Below are 18,540 nucleotides of genomic sequence, written 5' to 3'. Positions count from 1 at the left end.
TTGTCCGTTGGCGAGTGACTCAAACGAGATTGCACTTGCACTGCCAGCGCGGGTGAACCGTACCGTGGCGCGGGTAGCGCGCCTACTTAAAGCATGTCGCTGGCGGGCATCGGCAGTTTCTACATAGAAACTTTAGGAATCGAGGGAGGTTGTGCGTGGTTGTCCGAGTGAAACTGTCGGGCTACTGAAGCGAGCAATTCCGAGGGCCGGCGGGGAAGGGGAACATAGTAAGGGCTATGTTACCCTTCATTTCGGGACATCGGGCGAACGCCCGAGGCTCGTGGGGCTCACACGACTAAAGTTGAGTCTAGGCCCGGCTGCCGGTGGCGGGCAGAGGGAGGCAGGAGACGCGGCACGAACCGAAGCCGTAGTCCGCGCAGGTCGGCCGGGCAGATTCGGCTGGAGAAACAGTCAGGTTGTGTGACACCGGAAGCCGGACCACGTAGTCAGCGCGAGTGATGACACCCGCACCGGCCCGCTGGTTGTGTGAGCGCTGGCCGGGTAGAAAACGTTCGCGATTGCTCTTGGCGAGCGTGGCTGCGACAGGTGTAAGCCGGAGTTCATTGGTGGGCTGCCCGCCGCAGGCAGTGGTGCGGCGGAGGCCAGCGATTTGCGTGTGTGCAGCGGGATGAGGTAGGGTGCAGCTTTGACTTTGTTGCCGAGGCTGTTCATGAACAAGCAGGAACTCATTGACGCGGTCGCAGCGGGCGCAGGCGTCAGCAAAACCGACGCGAGCAAAACCGTCCAGGCGGTCCTGGAAGCGATCGCGGACGCGGTGAGTCGCGGCGAATCGGTACAGCTGATAGGTTTCGGCGCGTTTTCGCAGGCGCAGCGCACTGCCCGCACGGGACGTAATCCGACGACGGGCGCGGAGATTGCCATCCCGGCCGCGAATACTGTGAAGTTCACCGCCGGCAAGGCGTTCAAGGACGCGGTGAACGCACTGTGACGCAGCGCGAGGTCGGGCAGGCCGCTTATGCGGGACTGCACCGTGAAATTGCTGATGTAGTCGCGTCGGCGCGCGAGGCGACGGCTCGCACGGTGAACGCCCTAATGACGGCGACATATTGGGAGATCGGGCGACGAATCATTGAGTTCGAGCAGGGCGGGGAGGAACGGGCCGCTTATGGCGAGGCGGTGATCCGCCGTTTGGGCGCTGATCTGTCAGAGCGATTCGGTCGCGGCTTCGGATGGCGCAATCTCGCACAGATGCGCGCCTTTTACTTGACGTGGCCTGCGGATCGGATTGTGCAGACACTGTCTGCACAATCCACGCCCGCCCGGATTGTCCCGACAGCGTCTGCAAAATCAACCAAGGCTGCGGTGAAGGCGTCGCCGGGCGTGGCGTTTGAGCTGAATGCTATCGCTCAGGCTTTTCCGTTGCCCTGGTCCGCCTACGTTCGCCTCCTCGCGGTGAAAGCGCAAGCTGCTCGCGACTTTTACGAGGCTGAAGCGTTGCGTGAGGGCTGGTCTGTGCGGCAGCTTGACCGTCAGATCAGCAGTCAGCTCTATGAGCGGCTGGTGCTGTCACGCAACAAGGCGTCCTTGCTCGGAAAGGCGGCTGTAGCGCAACCCGGCGATCTTCTATCGCCTGAGGAAGCGATCCGCGATCCGTTTGTCCTCGAATTTCTTGACATGAAGGACGAATATTCGGAGTCGGATCTCGAAGCGGCTTTGATCCAGCACTTGGCGGACTTTCTCCTCGAGCTCGGCGACGACTTTGCGTTCATAGGTCGGCAGCGGCGTTTACGGATCGATGACGCCTGGTTTCGAGTCGATCTCGTGTTTTTTCACCGGCGCTTGCGATGCCTGCTTATTATCGATTTGAAGGTCGGGCGCTTCAGCTATGCGGACGCGGGGCAAATGCATCTCTACCTCAACTACGCGCGTGAACATTGGATGAAGCCCGGCGAAAACCCCCCGGTCGGCTTGATTCTGTGTGCTGAAAAAGGCGCGGCCGAGGCGCATTATGCACTCGACAACTTACCGAATAAGATACTCGCAGCGGAGTATCAGACGGTCCTCCCGGATGAGGCCACGTTCGCGCGAGAATTGGAACGTACCAGGGTCGAACTGGAGCGCCGGGGCCGCAAGGCGTGACTTCCCGTCCGAGGTTCCGAGGTACTCAAGTACGCGCGGATGGGCGAATACGATGGAGCGGTCGCCCGGTAAAATTTGATGTTGCTGGCACGGCAATCAAGCTATGCGAAAACACTCAACCGTGCGCCGATGGCCACTGACGAAGGTGCAACTACTACCTCTTCCGGTTGACCAGGTCAGTCGTCTTTCTCTCGTGACGGTAGACCCAAGTTTAGTTGAAACCAATAGGGGCTTCTCAGGCTTGTGGGACAAAGAGTCGCCGGATTGCTGCAATGCACAGTGGATGGCTACAACTTTAGTTGTGCGAGCGCTCGTGGCCGAGGACGGTAACCCCCCGCGCCGCGGCGATCGAAAAACGCTGCCGCCGCCGTCTCGGCGTCCCTATATTTCTGGTGCGGGAGGCGATGTGCCGGTGGGTGGGTTCATTGGGCAATGCGTCACCCGCGGGCCGGGAGGTTCTTCGACCCGAGCCGGGCGACCGGAGGGTGGCTTCTTCTCTTGCGACGCCGAAGCTCAATTGCGAGCACCCGCAACTAGCGCGGGGGAGGCGAGGGCTTCGGCGGGAAGATGGCTCAATTCTCTCCGCATTGCGGAGAGAATTGAGCTGGACCCATCTGAAGATGCGGATGTACGTCGACGACCCGCTCAAGCGCGACTTCTATATTGAACTCTGCCGCCTGGAGCGCAGGTCGTCGCGGCAGTTGCACGAGCGGATGCAGTCGATGCTGTTCGAGCGCAGCGCGCTACCGCGCCAACCCGACGAAGTGATCTGGCGCGAAGTGGGGCACCTGCGTGATGCGCAGCCGATGACGCCCGTCTCGTGCTGAAAGATCCAGACATCCTCGACTTTCTTGGCCTCAAGGCGCGCGATCAGGTGCGCCCCGGGCTCGCATCAGTCAAGCGCCGCGAGTGCACGCGCGTCCGCCTCCAGCATCGACGGCACCTCTTCGCGGAGGAGGTCGATGAACGTCCGGATCTTTGCGTCGAGAAAGCGCCGGGACGGATATAACGCATATCACGAAGGTGTGAACCGCAGGTACGTCACTTCGTCCAGAACGGACGTTCAACTTAGCTGCCGTCGCTAAGCACGGCATCTCGGGCGAGCGGCCACATCGATCAGCCGCGACTCGGCCGTGATTGATTTCAGACGTCCGTGCCGACGCCGAAAGGCCGCGCTGACCGATCGATTCGGTTTGGCTATCACTTCATGCGAATTTCGGATTGTTCCGCTATTGCCGGCGCGTCAACATGGGCACTGCAGAGGACATTCAATTCACATGAGGAGACGTTGCATGAAGTTGGTGCGCTTTGGTGTGCCGGGCGATGAGCGACCCGGCGTCATTGACGGAGACGGTCGCATTCGCGATCTGTCGGGTCACGTGGAAGACATCGCGTCCGACGCATTGTCCGACGAGAACCTGCGCCGCCTCGCGGCGCTCGACGCGGTGTCGCTCCCGCTCGCGCCAGCCAACGTCCGGATCGGCCCGTGCGTCGGCCGGGTCGGCAAGATGATTTGCGTCGGCCTGAACTATTCGGATCACGCCGCGGAATCGAACATGGCCGTGCCGACTGAGCCGGTACTGTTCATGAAGGCGACGAGCGCGATCGTCGGCCCGGACGACGACGTCGAGATTCCGCCTGGCGCGGAGAAGGTCGACTGGGAAGTCGAACTGGGCGTCATCATCGGTCGCGAGGCGCGCTATGTGTCGCGCGAGCGTGCCCTCGAATACGTCGCCGGATACTGCGTCGTCAATGACGTATCCGAGCGCGCGTACCAGCTGGAGCGCGGCGGGCAGTGGGACAAGGGCAAGGGATGCGACACGTTCGGCCCGCTCGGCCCGTGGCTCGTCACACGCGACGAGATCCCCGATCCCCAGTCCCTGCGCCTGTGGCTCGAGGTCGATGGCAAGCGCTACCAGGATGGCAGCACGCGGACGATGATCTTCGACGTCGCCACGCTCGTCTCCTATATCAGCCAGTTCATGAGCCTGCAGCCGGGGGACGTGATTTCCACCGGTACGCCGCCCGGCGTCGGGTTGGGCCAGAAGCCGGAGCCGGTCTTTCTTCGCGCGGGCCAGATCATGCGGCTCGGGATCGACGGACTCGGTGAGCAGCAGCAACGCACGGTTGCCGCACGTATCCCGGAGGCACGATGAACCAGATCGAATTGAACGGCCGGGTGGTCGTGATCACGGGCGGTGCGCGCGGCATCGGCTATGCGGTCGCGCAGCGCGCGCTGCACTCGGGTGCGGCGGTGTCGCTGTGGGACGTCGATGGAGAGCGGCTCGCACGCAGCCAGCGTGAACTGTCGGAACTCGGCACCGTATCGACCGTCATCGTCGAATTGACCGACGAAGCGTCCGTCGAAGCCGCGGCCGCGGCCACATTTGAGCGGCACGGTGCGATCGACGTGCTGATCAACAGCGCCGGTATCACGGGAGGGAACGGCCTGACGTGGGAACTGCCGCCCGATGTGTGGCGTCGCGTGATCGACGTGAACCTGATCGGCTCGTATCTGACGTGCCGCGCCGTGGTGCCGCGCATGCTCGAGAAGGGCTACGGCCGCATCGTCAACATCGCGTCGGTGGCCGGCAAGGAAGGCAATCCGAACGCATCGCACTACAGCGCGTCGAAGGCCGGCCTGATCGGCCTCACGAAATCGCTCGGCAAGGAGCTGGCGACCCGCGGCATCCTCGTGAACGCGGTCACGCCGGCGGCAGCGAAGACAGAGATCTTCGACTCGATGTCGCAGCAGCATATCGACTACATGCTGTCGAAGATCCCGATGAACCGCTTCCTGATGCCGGAAGAGGCGGCCTCGCTGATCCTGTGGCTCGCGTCCGAGGATTGCGCATTCAGCACTGGAGCCGTATTCGACCTGTCGGGCGGTCGCGCCACCTATTGATCGACGCTAGCCGACTCGCGCCACGCGGGTCGCACGATACAGGGCGGATCGACCGCCCGGACAAGGAGATACCACGATGAACGCGACGCAACCCACTGTCGAGCAGACGGTCGGCAGGGTCATGCGGAGGTTGCTGCCGTTCCTGTTGCTGATGTACGTCCTCGCCTTTCTCGACCGGACGAATGTCGGCTTTGCCCAGCACGCGCTGCAACGCGATGCCGGCCTGTCCGATGCGGCATTCGCTTTCGGCGCAGGCGTGTTCTTCGTCGGCTACGCGCTGCTCGAGGTGCCTAGCAACCTGATCATGCATCGGGTCGGGGCGCGGATCTGGATGTGCCGGATCATGGTCACATGGGGGCTCGTGTCGGCGGGCGTGGCATTCACGAACAGCGCCACCACGTTTTACGTCTTGCGCTTTCTGCTGGGCGTCGCCGAAGCCGGGTTCTTCCCGGGGATCATTTACTACCTGACGAGCTGGTTTCCGCAATCGGCACGGGCCCGCGCGATCGGCGTGTTCTATTTCGGTGCGCCGTTGGCGTTCATCTTCGGCGCGCCCTTGTCGGGTTTGTTGCTGGATTTGCACGGCGCGCTCGGTCTGGCCGGCTGGCGCTGGATGTTCATCGTCGAGGGCGGGCTAGCGTCGCTGGTCGGGGTATGGGCGCTTCGCTATCTCGACGATGCGCCGGCCGACGCGCAATGGCTCGACATTCCGGCTCGCCGCGTGCTGGTCGACGCGATCGAACAGGATGCGAAGGTCGCGCTGCGACATGGCCCGCGCAGCGTGACGGCCGCCATGACGAACGCGCGCGTGCTGGCTTATGCGGTCATCTATGCGTTGATCCAGATGAGCGTGTATGGCGTCATCTTCTTCTTGCCGCAACAAGTCGGCGCGCTGCTCGGCCGACGTGTCGGCTTCGAAGTCGGGCTGGTGACCGCAGTGCCGTGGTTATGCGCGCTCGGCGCCGCATGGTGGATACCGCGCCTGGCGGAGCGCTCGAACGGACATCGGAAGTGGGCGATCGTCATGCTCGTATGTGCCGCCGCCGGCATCGCGCTGTCGGGCGTCGCACCCGCGCCGCTCGTCGCGCTCGCCGGGCTGTGCGCGGCCGCGAGCGGTTTCATTGCCGCCCAGCCGCTGTTCTGGACGTTTCCCGCGCGAGACCTGACGGGGGCCGCCGCAGCAGGCGGGATCGCGCTCATCAATTCACTCGGCAGCCTGGGCGGATTCATCGCACCGACGCTGCGCGCATCGGCCGACCGCTGGTTCGGTGCAGGTGCGGCCGGGTTGCAGGTTCTCGCGCTTGCCAGCTTGCTGGCAGCGTTGCTGATTGCGGTCATCGTGCCGCGTCGATCCGTCGGCATTGCCGCCGAACCCTTCAAACCGCCTGTCCAGCGCATGCGGTAACCCAGCCAAAACATTCGGAGCTTATTCTTCATGGCCATGCCTACCATCAAGCATGTGCGCGCGTTCACCGTTCGCGGCGGCGGCGCGGATTATCACGATCAGGACGACGGACACTGGATCGACGACCACGTCGCCACGCCGATGTCGCGTTACCCGGAATACCGGCAGAGCCGACGGTCGTTCGGCATCAACGTCCTCGGTACGCTCGTGGTAGAGATCGAAGCGAGCGACGGCAGCGTGGGTTTCGCGGTCACGACGGGCGGCGAAATCGGCGCGTTCATCGTCGAAAGGCATCTCGCGCGTTTCCTCGAGGGCCGCAGCGTGACCGACATCGAGACGATGTGGGACCAGATGTATTACGCGACGCTCTACTACGGGCGCAAGGGAGTCGTGCTCAACACGATCTCCGGCGTCGATCTCGCCCTGTGGGATCTGCTCGGCAAGGTGCGTGGCGAACCCGTCTATCAGTTGCTCGGTGGCCCGGTTCGCGACGAGCTGGTGTTCTATGCCACCGGTGCTCGCCCGGATCTCGCGAAGCAGATGGGCTTCATCGGTGGCAAGATGCCGTTGCAGCACGGGCCGGCCGAGAACGAGGAAGGGCTCAGGAAGAACCTGGAGAAACTCGCCGACATGCGCAACCGCGTCGGCGACGACTTCTGGTTGATGTTCGACTGCTGGATGAGCCTCGACGTGCGCTATGCGACGCGTCTGGCCAACGCCGCCCATGAATACGGTCTGAAGTGGATCGAGGAATGCCTGCCGCCCGACGACTACTGGGGCTATGCGGAACTGCGGCGCAACGTGCCGCGCGGCATGATGGTGTCGACGGGCGAGCATGAGGCGACGCGATGGGGCTTCCGCATGCTGCTCGAGATGGAGTGTTGCGATCTGATCCAGCCGGACGTCGGCTGGTGCGGCGGCATTACCGAGCTCATCAAGATCTCGGCGCTCGCGGACGCGCACAACGTAATGGTGGTGCCGCACGGCTCATCGGTGTATAGCTACCATTTCGTCGTGACGCGCCACAATTCGCCGTTCGCGGAATTCCTGATGATGGCGCCGAAGGCGGACGAAGTCGTACCAATGTTCACGCCGCTGTTGCTCGACGAACCGGTGCCCGTCAACGGCCGCATGAAGGTGCCGGACCGGCCGGGATTCGGTGTGCGGCTCAATCCGGAGTGCGCGCTGGTTCGTCCGTACACGCACTGAACGTAACGAGGAGAAACAAGGTGCTGCTCGAAGACAAGGTCGTCATCGTCACCGGCGGTTCTCGCGGAATTGGCCGGGCTATCGCCGTTGCCAGCGCCCGCGAAGGCGCGGACGTGGTCGTCAATTACTGGGGCGACAACGACGCGTCGTATGGTCGGCGCTCCGCGATCGCCGAAGTCGTCGCCGAAGTCGAGCGCGCGGGCCGGCGTGCCATCGCGATCGAGGGCAACGTCGCTCTGCCGCAAACCGGCATCGACCTGGTTCGCCACGCGGTAGACGCGTTCGGCAAGGTCGACGTGCTGGCCAGCAACGCCGGCATCTGCCCGTTTCATGCGTTTCTCGACATGCCTCCGTCCGTCCTGGAGCGCACGATCGGCGTCAATCTGAACGGTGCGTTCTATGTGACGCAGGCGGTCGCACGTCAGATGAAGGAGCAGGGAACGGGCGGCGCGATCGTCGCAACCAGTTCGATCAGCGCACTCGTGGGCGGCGGAATGCAGACGCATTACACGCCGACGAAGGCGGGTGTGCACTCGTTGATGCAGTCCTGCGCGATTGCGCTCGGCCCCTACGGCATTCGCTGCAATTCCGTGATGCCAGGTACGATCGCGACCGATCTGAACGCGGCGGATCTCGAGGACGAAGACAAGCGGTGCTATTTCGAGAAGCGCATCCCGCTCGGCCGGCTCGGGCAGCCCGAGGACGTTGCCGATTGCGTGGTGTTCCTCGCGTCCGACCGCGCGCGCTATGTGACGGGCGCCGCTCTGCTGGTCGATGGCGGGATGTTCGTGAATCTGCAGTGAGGACGGGCCGCCTTCGGGGCCCGTGTGATCAGTTCGCGACCGGCTGCGAGAAGCGGCGAAGCAACGCAATGAAATGAACCGCCGGCTCGGACAGCGGTTCCTCCTTGCGCGTGAGAATCCCGTAGCCCGGCAAGCTCTTGCCGATCTCGATCGGCAGGGCGACGAGCAGCTTCGCACGCACGTGGTCGCGGACGACGGATTCGGGAAGCATCGCGATGGCATCGTACGTGCCAACGAGCTGCAGCGTCGCGAAGATCGAGCCGCATTCCGTGACGTTGGCGGGCGTCGACAGATTCGCGCGGGCGAACTCCTCCTCCAGGATCGCGCGCGCCGGGCTCGTGACCGGCTGCGCGATCCAGGGCCATGCGACGAGCTCGTCGAGCGTCACGCGGGCCGCTTCGGCGAGCGGATGTCGGGCACGCACGACGAGCACGAGCGTCTCGCGTGCGAGCGGCTCGAAGCGGAAGTCGTTGTGCTGAAGCGATGCGGTCAGTCGGCCGAGTGCAAGCTCGACGTCGCGTCGATAGAGGAGCTGAACGATCTGATCGCTGGTCTCGCCGAGGATCCGCATGTTGAGGAGCGGGCGCTCGGTCTTCAGCGCGGCGACGGCGAGTGCCAGTACGTCGGGTGCGGCGCCCATGATCGCGCCGACCGTCAACTGGCCGTGGCCGCCGCGGCGCTTTGCATCCAGATCTTCGGCGAAGCGGGTCAGGTCGGACAGTGCGCGGCGCGCATAGGTGAGCACGACTTCTCCCAGCGCCGAAGGCGACATGCCGCGGGCGTTGCGCTCGAACAGCCGGAAACCGAATGCGTCCTCGATGTCGCCCAGCATGCGACTCGCGCTCGGTTGCGCGACGTTGATCTCGTCTGCCGCCTGATGGAGGTTGCGCGTGTCGTCGAGCGCGACGAGCAGCGCGAGGTGCTTGAACTTCAGGCGGTTGACGAGCGAGACGGTGGCGTCGTGCGGACTCATGTGAGGAATGCGATTCGGTTTGTGGATCGCCCAATCACGAATACGGATTGGTTTGTTATCGGTGGTGGAATTATAGTCGCTGCCATACGCCGCTGGCGCACGAAAAACGGCATGACACGGAGATTCAAACATGGAGACGATCGCCTTCCGGATGGTGCTGAACCCCGGGCAGAGCGAGGAGTACAGGCGACGCCACCGGGAGATCTGGCCCGAGCTGGTCGAGACGCTGCACGCTGCCGGCATTCGCGACTACTGGATTTTTCTCGACGACGCGACGAACCATCTGTTCGCGGTGCTGAAGCGCGAGCGCGATCACCGGATGGATCAGCTCGTGACCGACGACGTCATGCGCAAATGGTGGGGCTTCATGTCCGACATCATGGCCACCGGTTCAGACGGCGCGCCGGCGCAGAAGCCGCTGGTCCCGATGTTCTATCTTCCCTGACCCGCACACGGAGACGCAGCATGCAAGTCATCGATCCCCATGTGCACTTCTGGTCGCTCGGTACGCACCGCTACCCGTGGCTCGAGCATCCGAAAACGTCGTTCGTCGGCGATGCGCTGCTGTTGAAGCACGATTACCTGCCCGGTGATTTATCGAGCGATGCGGGCGAGATCGAGATCGTGAAGATCGTGCACGTCGAAGCCAATCACGATCCGGCCGACCCGGTCGAGGAGACGCGCTGGCTGCAGGCGCTCGCCGATGCGGGCGACGGCCGTGCGGCCGGATGGCCGAACGGCATCGTCGCCGCGGCGGATCTGAGCGCGCCCGACGTCGAGGCGACGCTGGCCGGACATGCCGCGTTCGCCAACGTGCGCGGCATTCGCCAGATCCTCAACGTGCATGACGACCCGCTGTATGGCTATGTGCAGCGGCATTACCTGCGCGATCCGGTCTGGCGAAAGAACTTCGGGCTGCTTGCGCGATACGGGCTGTCGTTCGACTTGCAGCTCTACCCGTCGCAGATGAACGAGGCGGCGCAACTGGCGCGGATGTATCCGGACATCCAGATCGTGCTGAACCACGCCGGCATGTTCGTCGACCGTGACAGCCCCACCGGCTATCGCGCGTGGCGCGACGGCCTGAAAACGCTGGCCGCGTGCCCGAACGTGGCCGTCAAGGTCAGCGGGCTGGCGATGTTCGATCATCACTGGACCGTGGAAAGCCTGCGTCCGTATGTGCTCGAGACGCTGGACACGTTCGGCGTCGAGCGTGCGATGTTCGCGTCGAACTTTCCGGTCGACAGGCTGTTCGGCTCATACGACGCGTTGTGGCACGCCTATGCGCGCATCGTCGCGGGCGCGAGCGACGGCGAGCGCCGGCAATTGTTCGTCGACAACGCCGAGCGCATCTATCGAATCTAGCGGTGACAGCGGCCGCCGCAAGGCGTGACGGCCGCACAACGACAATATCGACGGAGACAACAGTGCAGACAACCTCAAGCGGCACGGCCGTGCCGCGGCTGGCGCTCAGCGGCGCCAGCAAGTCGTTCGGCGCGGTGCGCGCGCTGATCGACGGCAATCTCACGATGATGCCGGGCGAAGTGCACGCGCTGCTCGGCGAAAACGGCGCAGGCAAATCGACACTCGTGAAGATTCTCGCGGGCGTTCATGCGCCCGATACGGGCACGCTGACCATCGACGGAGCCGAGCGGCGATTTGCGTCGCCGGCCGATGCGCGCGATGCGGGCATCGCGGTGATCTATCAGGAGCCGACGCTTTTCTTCGATCTGTCGATCGCGGAAAACATCTACATGGGACGGCAGCCCGTCGACCGGTTCGGGCGCATCGATTACGACACGATGCACCAGGAAGTGGCCGAGTTGCTCGTATCGCTCGGCGTGAACCTGAAACCGCAGCAGCTGGTGCGCGGCCTGTCGATTGCGGACCAGCAGGTCATCGAGATCGCGAAGGCGCTGTCGGTCGACGCAAACGTGCTGATCATGGATGAGCCCACCGCGGCGCTGTCGCTTCCCGAAGTCGAGCGGCTGTTCGCGATCGTGCGGACGCTGCGCGAGCGGGGCGCGGCGATTCTGTTCATCACGCACCGTCTGGAGGAAGTGTTCGCGTTGACACAGCACCTGACGATCATGCGTGACGGCGCGAAGGTCTTCGACGCGCGCACGTCGGACATGACCACGGCCGACATCGTCGCGAAGATGGTGGGTCGCGATCTGGAGACGTTCTATCCGAAAGCGCAGGTCGAGCCGGGCGACGTGAAGCTGGCGGTGCGGGGACTCACGCGCATCGGCGTGTTCAAGGACGTGTCGTTCGATGTGCGCGCCGGCGAAATCGTCGCGCTGGCCGGCTTGGTGGGCGCTGGCCGCAGCGAGGTGGCGCGGGCGATCTTCGGCATCGACCCGCTCGATTCGGGCGAGATCCGCGTGGCGGGCAAGGTGCTCTCGGTCGGGCAACCCGGGCGGGCGATCAAGGCCGGGCTCGCGATGGTTCCGGAAGACCGGCGTCAGCAAGGACTCGCGCTCGAACTCAGCATCGCGCGCAACGCGTCGATGACGGTTCTCGGCCGCCTGACACGGTACGGTTTGATCTCCGCTGCGCGTGAAGTGGTGCTCGCGCATGAGTGGGGAGCCCGCTTGCGCCTGAAGGCGAGCGACCTGACGTTGCCGGTCGGCACATTGTCTGGCGGCAATCAGCAGAAGGTGGTGCTCGGCAAGTGGCTGGCGACCGGTCCGAAGGTGCTGATCATCGACGAGCCGACGCGAGGCATCGATGTGGGCGCCAAGGCGGAAGTGTATGGGGCTCTGTCGGAGCTGGTCAGGGACGGCATGGCGGTACTGATGATTTCGAGCGAACTGCCGGAAGTGCTCGGCATGGCCGACCGCGTGCTCGTGATGCACGAAGGTCGCATCAGCGCGGAGATCCCGCGTGCGCTCGCGACCGAAGAGCGAATCATGCGGGCCGCGCTCGGGCAAGACGATATCGAACTGGGACGGGCGGCATGAAAAGCGGAACGAACACGATGAATCGAACAGAGCGCCTCCCGAGGCGTGCGGTACTGGCTGGCGGATTGTCTGACGTCGTGAAGCGACGCGAGGCGACCTTGCTCGTCGTCCTGGTGGCGCTGATCGCATGCACGGCGCTTGCCCGGCCGCAGTTTCTCAGCATGCAGAATCTGCGGGACGTGCTGCTCAACGTGTCGATCGTCGGTCTGATGACCGCAGGCATGACGGTCGTGATGCTGATGCGGCACATCGACCTGTCGGTCGGCTCGGTGGTCGGCATCAGCGCGTATGGCGTCGGCGCCCTCTATGTCGCGTATCCGGCCATGCCGGTACCCGTCGCGCTGGCAGCGGGGCTCGCCATCGGACTGGCGGCAGGCGCGATTAACGCAAGTCTGGTCGCCATAGGCCGGGTCCCGTCATTGGTCGCGACGCTGTCGACGCTCTACATCTTTCGTGGTGCTGACTATGCGTGGGTCCACGGCGGTCAGATCAACGCCACGAGCCTGCCCGACGCGTTCTCGCGGCTTGCGACCGGCTCGGTCCTGGGCATTCCGGTCCTGGCGCTGGTTGCCGCCGCCGTCCTCGCCGGATTGTCGGTCTATCTGAAGCAGTTTCGCGGCGGGCGCGAACATTACGCGATCGGTTCCAATCCGGAGGCGGCGCGGCTGGCCGGCATACGGGTCGATCGGCGAGTCATGACCGGCTTCATGATCTCCGGCGCGATCGCGGGCTTCGCCGGTGCACTTTGGCTGGCACGCTTCGGCACGGTCGATGCCAGTACGGGCAAGGGCATCGAACTCCAGGTGGTCGCGGCAGCCGTCGTCGGCAGCGTGGCCATCAATGGCGGCGTCGGCACGATCCTGGGCGCGACGCTTGGCGCGGTCATGCTCGGTGTCATCAGCATCGCGCTCGCGGTGCTTCATGTTTCGCCGTTCTGGGAGCAGGCGATCCAGGGCGCACTGATCGTGGCGGCCGTCGCCACCGATACGCTGCTTGCCCGCTCCATCGCAAAACGCATGATGAGGAAACGCGACCATGGTTAATCGATCCACCGCGGTTTCGGCCCGCCGATCCGCCACTGCCCTGAGCTGGGAAGTCCTGCTGGCCGTCATACTTGCAGCGTCCCTGGTGATGGCACGCGTGCTGTCACCGGTCTTTCTCGATGCGGCCAACCTCACCAATATCCTGCTCGACATCGCCGAGATCTCGTTGATGGCGCTGACGATGACGCTGATCGTCGTGACGGGCGAGATCGACCTGTCGGTGGCGTCGGTCCTCGGTGCATCGAGCGCGCTGATGGGCGTGCTCTGGCATCTCGGCTTGCCGATGCCGGTCGTCATCGTTCTGGTGGTCGTCGGCGGCGCGCTTGCCGGGTTCTTCAATGGCTGGGTGATCGTTCGCTTCGAGCTCCCGTCGCTGGCGGTGACCATCGGTACGCTCGCGCTGTTTCGCGGCCTCGCGTACGTGCTGCTCGGCGACCAGGCGATTGCTGATTTCCCGGCGGCTTACACGGCGTTCGGGATGAACACGATCGGCGCGACCTTCATTCCCGAGCCGTTCGTCATCGTCATCGTCGCTGCCGTGCTGTTTACCGTTTTGCTGCAGGCGACGGCATTCGGTCGCGGCCTTTATGCGATTGGATCCAACCACCAGGCAGCCGCTTTTTCGGGCATCGACGTCAAGAAGACGAAGCTGAAGCTGTTCGTGCTGTCGGGGGTGATGAGCGCGATCGCCGGAATCGTCTACACGCTCCGCTTCACGAGCGCGCGCGGCGACAACGGCGAGGGGTTCGAATTGGCCGTCATCGCGGCGGTGTTGTTCGGCGGCGTGAGTATCTTCGGCGGACGCGGCTCGTTGTACGGCGTGCTGCTGTCGCTGCTGATTGTCGGCGTCTTGAAAAACGCGCTCACGCTCGTCGACGTGTCGAGCGAGACGCTGACGATCGTCACCGGCGTGTTGCTGCTGTCGTCCGTGTTGATCCCGAATCTGGTCGCGGGCTGGCGGGCACGCAGAGCGCGACGCGCGATCGCGCATTGAAGGACACCGTGTGTCGAATGTGAATCGACCGCATATCAACAACGCCGGCCGAGCGGCCCGGCGACTCATAGGAGACGTAGCATGATGAAGACACTGCGCATGGCGACGACCGTCGCGGTTTGCGGCCTGTTGTTCGGAATCGGGGGGGCCGCCAGTGCAGCCGGCGTGAAGGACGGTTTGAAGATCGCGTTCGTGCCGAAGCAGATCAACAATCCGTACGAGGTCATTGCCGACGAAGGCGGGATGGCGGCCATCAAGGAGTTCAAGGGCGACGGAAAAGTGGTTGGCCCGTCGGACGCCGGCGCGTCGTCGCAGGTGCAATACGTCAATACGCTGATTACGCAGCGACAGAATGCGATCGTGATCGCGGCAAACGATCCCAACGCGGTCGTGCCGTATCTGAAGCGCGCGATGTCGCAGGGCATCAAGGTCGTTACGTTCGATTCCGACACGGCTGCGGACGGCCGCAACGTTTTCGTCAACCAGGCCAATGCCGAGAGCATCGGACGCGGCCAGATCCAGCTCGTCGCGAAGTTGATGGGCGGGGAGGGCGAGTTCGCGATTCTGTCGGCAACGCCGAATGCGACCAACCAGAACACCTGGATCAAGTGGATGCAGGAGGAATTGAAGAAGCCGGAATACGCGAAGATGAGGCTCGTCAAGATCGCCTACGGCAATGACGACGACCAGAAATCGTTTGTCGAAACTCAGGGCCTGCTGCAGGCCTACCCGAACCTGAAGGCGATCGTGTCGCCGACCTCGGTCGGTATCGCCGCCGCCGCGCGCTATATCTCGACGTCGTCGAGCAAGGGCAAGGTGGCGGTGACGGGGCTCGGCACGCCGAACCAGATGCGCGCCTTCGTGAAGAGCGGTACTGTCAAGGCGTTCCAGCTCTGGGATCCGGGCCAACTCGGCTACCTCGCCGCCTATGCTGCCGCCAATCTCGCATCGGGTGCGATCTCGGGCAAGGAAGGTGAGAGTTTCGAGGCCGGCAAGCTCGGCAAGCGCACGATCGGCAAGAGCGGAGAAGTGATCCTCGGGCCGCCCACGACGTTCGATGCGTCCAACATCGATCAATTCAACTTCTGATCTGACGCTCCGCGACCCCGCCTGATGTCGGGCGGGGTGTCCCGCGGGACACGGCTCACGCATCCCGTGTTGCACATTCGCGGCCACGCCGCGCACGTCACGCACGGGTCCCGCGCGTTCAACGCAGCATCTTCGAACTATCAGGCAAATATGAACAGACAGGCGCTGTTTCCAGGCATGCGCGGATGGGTCGTCGCCGTGTCGGTCTGGGTATTCGGTACCGCGTGCGGGATGGCGCAAACCACGGATGACGAGTTGATTCGCCCGGTTCGCGTCGTCAGCACGGCGGGTAACGTGGCCAACGCCGACGCGTTGACAACGGGCGGCTCGACGACCTTGACGATGGCGCCGGGCGGCCCGTCTCCGACCATCACGCTGGACTACGGGCGCGTGGTCGGTGGTCTGCCGGTTTTCCTGGTCAGCTCGGTGTCCGGGCGTCCCGCGCTGCAGGCCGTCTATGCGGAGGCCCGGCAGTACCTTGGCGCGAATGGAGACGGCTCCTATCCGGACGGCGCCGAATACAACGTGTCCTTCGTCGGCAATGGCGGCGCAGTGAGCCTGTCGCGCGTAAACACGTATCGGCCGAGTGGTCCAGGGCTGATCGTAAGTCGCCTGGTTCAGGGTGGAGAGCGTTTTCAGGTCATTCGGCTGACCCAGCCCGGCAGCGTGACGCTGTCTCGCGTGGGTATCCGTCCGCTCGTCCCCGCCCGCCAAAAGCGCGCCGGCTATTTCGCGTCCAGCGATCCGGCTCTGGACGAAATCTGGGATCTAGGTGCGCGCACGGTCGAGCTGGTTACGGTGCCGGCACGCAGCTTGCCGCCTACTTGGACCGTGACGCCCCAGGGTTTGGTCGTCAGGGACAGCACATTCTCGATTTACCAGGCCGGGACGAAGTGGACCGGCTACACTGCGGAGTTCGACGTCCAGGTGCTGGAGAACGAGGCCGGCTGGATGGTCGGCGCGAGTCCGAGCGGCGGATTCAGGCTGGTGCTTGCCGCGAGCGATGATGCAATCGGGACCCCGAATACGCTTCGGCTCACGCATCCTTTCGTAGCAGGCACGCTGGCCCAGGTCGCGTTGCCGTTCGAACTCAAGCGTGGCACGTGGCATCACGTGAAGACCGTGGCAGGAAGCGCCGTGCAGGTGTACGTTGACGACCGGCTCGTGCTCGACGCGCCGATACCTTCACCGGGCTCATTCGGTTTTGCGGGATACGACGGCAGTGCAGGGCTGTTCCGCAACCTGAAGATCACCGGGGCAGGCGGTACGTTGCTCGATGCGAAGCTGACGGATCCGGCTGTCATCGATGCCTTCGCCGCGGGAACGAACCGTTTTGCCGCGATTCTCGACGGCGCGAAGCGTGACCGGTACGTCTGGAGTGGCGACCTGGCCGTGAGCGCGCCTGCGATCTACTACTCGACCGGTGCCACCGACGCCGTAGCCGGCTCCCTGGGGCTGGCTGCCGCCTATCAGCGTTCGAACGGCATGTTCCCCGGCGATCTTCCGCCGCAACTTGCAGCCGGCGTGGCGAGCGCGGATGCAATGCCCGATGCGTACTATTATTCGCTATCCTATTCGATCTATTTCCTGACGACCCTGTACGACTATTTCCTGTACACGGGCGATCTCGACTTCGTGCGTTCGAACTGGGCAGCCGTTCGCCGTTCGTTCGACTACTTGCGCGGTCTGACCAATGCGAATGGCCTGATCGTGACGGATGCGTCGAATTCAGCGGACTGGCACCCGCACGATGCGTCGAAATTGACCGGGACGGTGACGGAGTTCAACACTCTCTATTACGGTGCGCTGCGTGGCGGGGCAAAGCTCGCCGCGGCCGTGGGCGACCTTGGCGCCCAGCGCGACTACGATGCGCAGGCGGCCCGCGTGCGCTGGGCGGTCAACACCACGCTCTACGATTTCGCTAGCGGTCTATACGTCATCAGCGACCAGATTCGCGGTCCGGTCGCGCAGGACGCGAATGCATTGGCGGTGCTTTACGGTATCGCGCCGCGGGACAAGTGGACGACGATTCTCGGCAAGATGGGTGCCGCGCTTTCCACTGCCAACGGGCCGCTCGCATTTTCACCGGATTACCGGACGCCGCCGCTGCTCAGCCAGCTCATCAGCCCGTTCATTTCCAGTTTCGACGTTGCTGCACGGTTTGAAGCCGGTGATGCGAGAGGCGCGCTATCGACCATTCGTACCGTGTGGGGGCATATGCGAGCGGGCAGTCCTTACTACAGCGGTGCGACCTGGGAAGCGATCGCGCCTGACGGTACGCCCGTTCCGCCTGCCGACGCCGGCAACACATACGCAAGCCTCGCGCACGGCTGGTCGTCAGGGCCGACGTCGGCCTTGTCGAAATACGTACTCGGCGTGCGGCCACTTTCGGCGGGCTACCGGTCGTGGCTGGTCGAGCCCCAGCCGGGCGATTTGCGCTGGGCGCGGGGCAAAGTGCCGACGCCTTACGGCGGGATCGAGGTCGAGTGGCGGGCTTCGGGGGGCGACTTCGATTTGACGGTCGTCGTGCCGCCTGGCACGACCGGGGCGATTGGCGTTCCAGTTGCAGACGGGCGTCGCACGCTGGTCGTCAACGGGCGCACCGTGCAGGCCGACGCGTCGTTTGGCGGCCTGCAAGGCGTCAATCGTCGGAGCGGTTACGCTTATCTCGGCAATTTACCGAGTGGACGCTATCGAATTCTGGTGGGCAAACCCGGCTAAGCCGGGATCGGCCCGGCAACGCGTGACGCCTCGCGAAGCGTCACGCGTCTGGTCGAATGATCGATAGGGTGCCCATAAGTCAATCAATCTAACCCAGCAAATGTTCTGAGTTTCGCTAGACCTTCGATGAGGCTAGATCTCACTGGCAGTGAGTGGACTGTAGCGGGATCGATAATATCTTCGAGAAGGCAGATGTGGAGGGCGCTTTTGACCTGCCCCCTTCAATAGAGCCAATGGGCTTCTAGCAAAGTCCCTTTAAACCAGCTCCTGGAAGAAAGCGGCAGGAGTATCCGCGGTTGCCCGATGTTTCGCCGCAAACTCTGACGGCGCAAGGT

The 18,540-nt window shown here is 63.9% G+C and carries 15 protein-coding genes and 2 pseudogenes; 15 read left to right on the top strand and 2 right to left on the bottom strand.

Annotated features, from left to right (window positions below; translation table 11 throughout):
• Positions 1 to 670 precede the first annotated feature (670 nt).
• The 3 genes and pseudogenes from H0X91_RS28650 to H0X91_RS28640 all read left to right on the top strand — a co-directional run.
• A complete protein-coding gene (locus H0X91_RS28650; protein WP_059677875.1) occupies positions 671 to 949 on the top strand; it encodes an HU family DNA-binding protein in 279 nt (92 codons plus the stop codon).
• The gene (locus H0X91_RS28645) at positions 946 to 2,100 is read left to right on the top strand and encodes a PDDEXK nuclease domain-containing protein (protein WP_059677874.1); all 1,155 of its coding nucleotides are present in this window, start codon (positions 946 to 948) and stop codon (positions 2,098 to 2,100) included. The genes H0X91_RS28650 and H0X91_RS28645 overlap by 4 nt, the downstream gene beginning before the upstream one ends.
• Before the next feature lie 566 nt (positions 2,101 to 2,666).
• Positions 2,667 to 2,959 (top strand): annotated as a pseudogene (locus H0X91_RS28640) (DUF1016 N-terminal domain-containing protein); the annotation flags it as partial.
• Positions 2,960 to 2,992: 33 nt separating this feature from the next.
• Here the strand turns inward: H0X91_RS28640 and H0X91_RS35070 are convergent.
• Positions 2,993 to 3,115: pseudogene (locus H0X91_RS35070) on the bottom strand (LysR family transcriptional regulator); the annotation flags it as partial.
• Positions 3,116 to 3,392: 277 nt separating this feature from the next.
• Between H0X91_RS35070 and H0X91_RS28635 the strand changes: the two are divergent.
• From H0X91_RS28635 to H0X91_RS28615, 5 genes are all read left to right on the top strand, one after another.
• Positions 3,393 to 4,256, top strand: a complete 864-nt coding sequence (locus tag H0X91_RS28635) for a fumarylacetoacetate hydrolase family protein (RefSeq protein ID WP_062911557.1) — start codon at positions 3,393 to 3,395, stop codon at positions 4,254 to 4,256.
• Positions 4,253 to 5,005, top strand: a complete 753-nt coding sequence (locus tag H0X91_RS28630) for an SDR family oxidoreductase (RefSeq protein WP_059677871.1) — start codon at positions 4,253 to 4,255, stop codon at positions 5,003 to 5,005. Before H0X91_RS28635 ends, H0X91_RS28630 begins: the two co-directional genes overlap by 4 nt.
• A gap of 76 nt (positions 5,006 to 5,081) precedes the next feature.
• Entirely contained in the window at positions 5,082 to 6,410 is a 1,329-nt protein-coding gene (locus H0X91_RS28625; protein WP_062911558.1) for an MFS transporter, read from the top strand.
• 30 nt (positions 6,411 to 6,440) lie between these two features.
• Complete coding sequence (gene rhmD / locus H0X91_RS28620) at positions 6,441 to 7,619, top strand: L-rhamnonate dehydratase (protein WP_062911559.1); 1,179 nt, start codon at positions 6,441 to 6,443, stop codon at positions 7,617 to 7,619.
• A 20-nt stretch (positions 7,620 to 7,639) separates the two neighbouring features.
• A complete protein-coding gene (locus tag H0X91_RS28615; RefSeq protein ID WP_059677868.1) occupies positions 7,640 to 8,422 on the top strand; it encodes an SDR family NAD(P)-dependent oxidoreductase in 783 nt (260 codons plus the stop codon).
• Between the two features lie 28 nt (positions 8,423 to 8,450).
• Here H0X91_RS28615 and H0X91_RS28610 read toward each other — a convergent pair whose 3' ends face one another.
• A complete protein-coding gene (locus H0X91_RS28610) occupies positions 8,451 to 9,395 on the bottom strand; it encodes a LysR family transcriptional regulator (protein ID WP_059677867.1) in 945 nt (314 codons plus the stop codon).
• 130 nt (positions 9,396 to 9,525) lie between these two features.
• Between H0X91_RS28610 and rhaM the strand changes: the two genes are divergently transcribed.
• The 7 genes from rhaM (at position 9,526) to H0X91_RS28575 (ending at position 18,205) form a co-directional block, all read left to right on the top strand.
• Positions 9,526 to 9,840 (top strand): L-rhamnose mutarotase, encoded by a 315-nt coding sequence (gene rhaM / locus H0X91_RS28605; protein WP_059677866.1) that lies wholly within the window; start codon positions 9,526 to 9,528, stop codon positions 9,838 to 9,840.
• A 20-nt stretch (positions 9,841 to 9,860) separates the two neighbouring features.
• Positions 9,861 to 10,760, top strand: coding sequence for an amidohydrolase family protein (locus H0X91_RS28600; protein ID WP_059677865.1), 900 nt, complete (start codon positions 9,861 to 9,863; stop codon positions 10,758 to 10,760).
• Positions 10,761 to 10,822: 62 nt separating this feature from the next.
• The gene (locus H0X91_RS28595) at positions 10,823 to 12,358 is read left to right on the top strand and encodes a sugar ABC transporter ATP-binding protein (protein ID WP_175851970.1); all 1,536 of its coding nucleotides are present in this window, start codon (positions 10,823 to 10,825) and stop codon (positions 12,356 to 12,358) included.
• A gap of 17 nt (positions 12,359 to 12,375) precedes the next feature.
• Positions 12,376 to 13,401 (top strand): ABC transporter permease, encoded by a 1,026-nt coding sequence (locus H0X91_RS28590; RefSeq protein ID WP_059677877.1) that lies wholly within the window; start codon positions 12,376 to 12,378, stop codon positions 13,399 to 13,401.
• On the top strand, positions 13,394 to 14,395 hold the full coding sequence (locus H0X91_RS28585; protein ID WP_059677864.1) for an ABC transporter permease: 1,002 nt from the start codon (positions 13,394 to 13,396) through the stop codon (positions 14,393 to 14,395). The genes H0X91_RS28590 and H0X91_RS28585 overlap by 8 nt, the downstream gene beginning before the upstream one ends.
• An 81-nt stretch (positions 14,396 to 14,476) precedes the next feature.
• Entirely contained in the window at positions 14,477 to 15,484 is a 1,008-nt protein-coding gene (gene rhaS, locus H0X91_RS28580) for a rhamnose ABC transporter substrate-binding protein (RefSeq protein WP_062911560.1), read from the top strand.
• A gap of 66 nt (positions 15,485 to 15,550) precedes the next feature.
• A complete protein-coding gene (locus H0X91_RS28575; RefSeq protein ID WP_196433558.1) occupies positions 15,551 to 18,205 on the top strand; it encodes an alpha-L-rhamnosidase C-terminal domain-containing protein in 2,655 nt (884 codons plus the stop codon).
• The last annotated feature ends 335 nt before the right edge of the window (positions 18,206 to 18,540 follow it).

The sequence above is a fragment of the Burkholderia sp. 9777_1386 genome (assembly GCF_015712265.1).
Classification (GTDB): Bacteria; Pseudomonadota; Gammaproteobacteria; order Burkholderiales; family Burkholderiaceae; genus Burkholderia; species Burkholderia cenocepacia.
Note: the sequence above shows the minus strand (reverse complement) of the source record. Positions and strands in the feature narration are given on the sequence as shown.

Excerpts from the sequence above, each read along its gene's own strand:
- H0X91_RS28650 (WP_059677875.1), top strand. The coding sequence starts at position 671 with ATGAACAAGCAGGAACTCATTGACGCGGTCGCAGCGGGCGCAGGCGTC.
- H0X91_RS28635 (WP_062911557.1), top strand. The coding sequence starts at position 3,393 with ATGAAGTTGGTGCGCTTTGGTGTGCCGGGCGATGAGCGACCCGGCGTC.
- H0X91_RS28630 (WP_059677871.1), top strand. The coding sequence starts at position 4,253 with ATGAACCAGATCGAATTGAACGGCCGGGTGGTCGTGATCACGGGCGGT.
- H0X91_RS28625 (WP_062911558.1), top strand. The coding sequence starts at position 5,082 with ATGAACGCGACGCAACCCACTGTCGAGCAGACGGTCGGCAGGGTCATG.
- rhmD (WP_062911559.1), top strand. The coding sequence starts at position 6,441 with ATGGCCATGCCTACCATCAAGCATGTGCGCGCGTTCACCGTTCGCGGC.
- H0X91_RS28610 (WP_059677867.1), bottom strand. The coding sequence starts at position 9,395 with ATGAGTCCGCACGACGCCACCGTCTCGCTCGTCAACCGCCTGAAGTTC.
- rhaM (WP_059677866.1), top strand. The coding sequence starts at position 9,526 with ATGGAGACGATCGCCTTCCGGATGGTGCTGAACCCCGGGCAGAGCGAG.
- H0X91_RS28600 (WP_059677865.1), top strand. The coding sequence starts at position 9,861 with ATGCAAGTCATCGATCCCCATGTGCACTTCTGGTCGCTCGGTACGCAC.
- H0X91_RS28590 (WP_059677877.1), top strand. The coding sequence starts at position 12,376 with ATGAATCGAACAGAGCGCCTCCCGAGGCGTGCGGTACTGGCTGGCGGA.
- H0X91_RS28585 (WP_059677864.1), top strand. The coding sequence starts at position 13,394 with ATGGTTAATCGATCCACCGCGGTTTCGGCCCGCCGATCCGCCACTGCC.
- rhaS (WP_062911560.1), top strand. The coding sequence starts at position 14,477 with ATGATGAAGACACTGCGCATGGCGACGACCGTCGCGGTTTGCGGCCTG.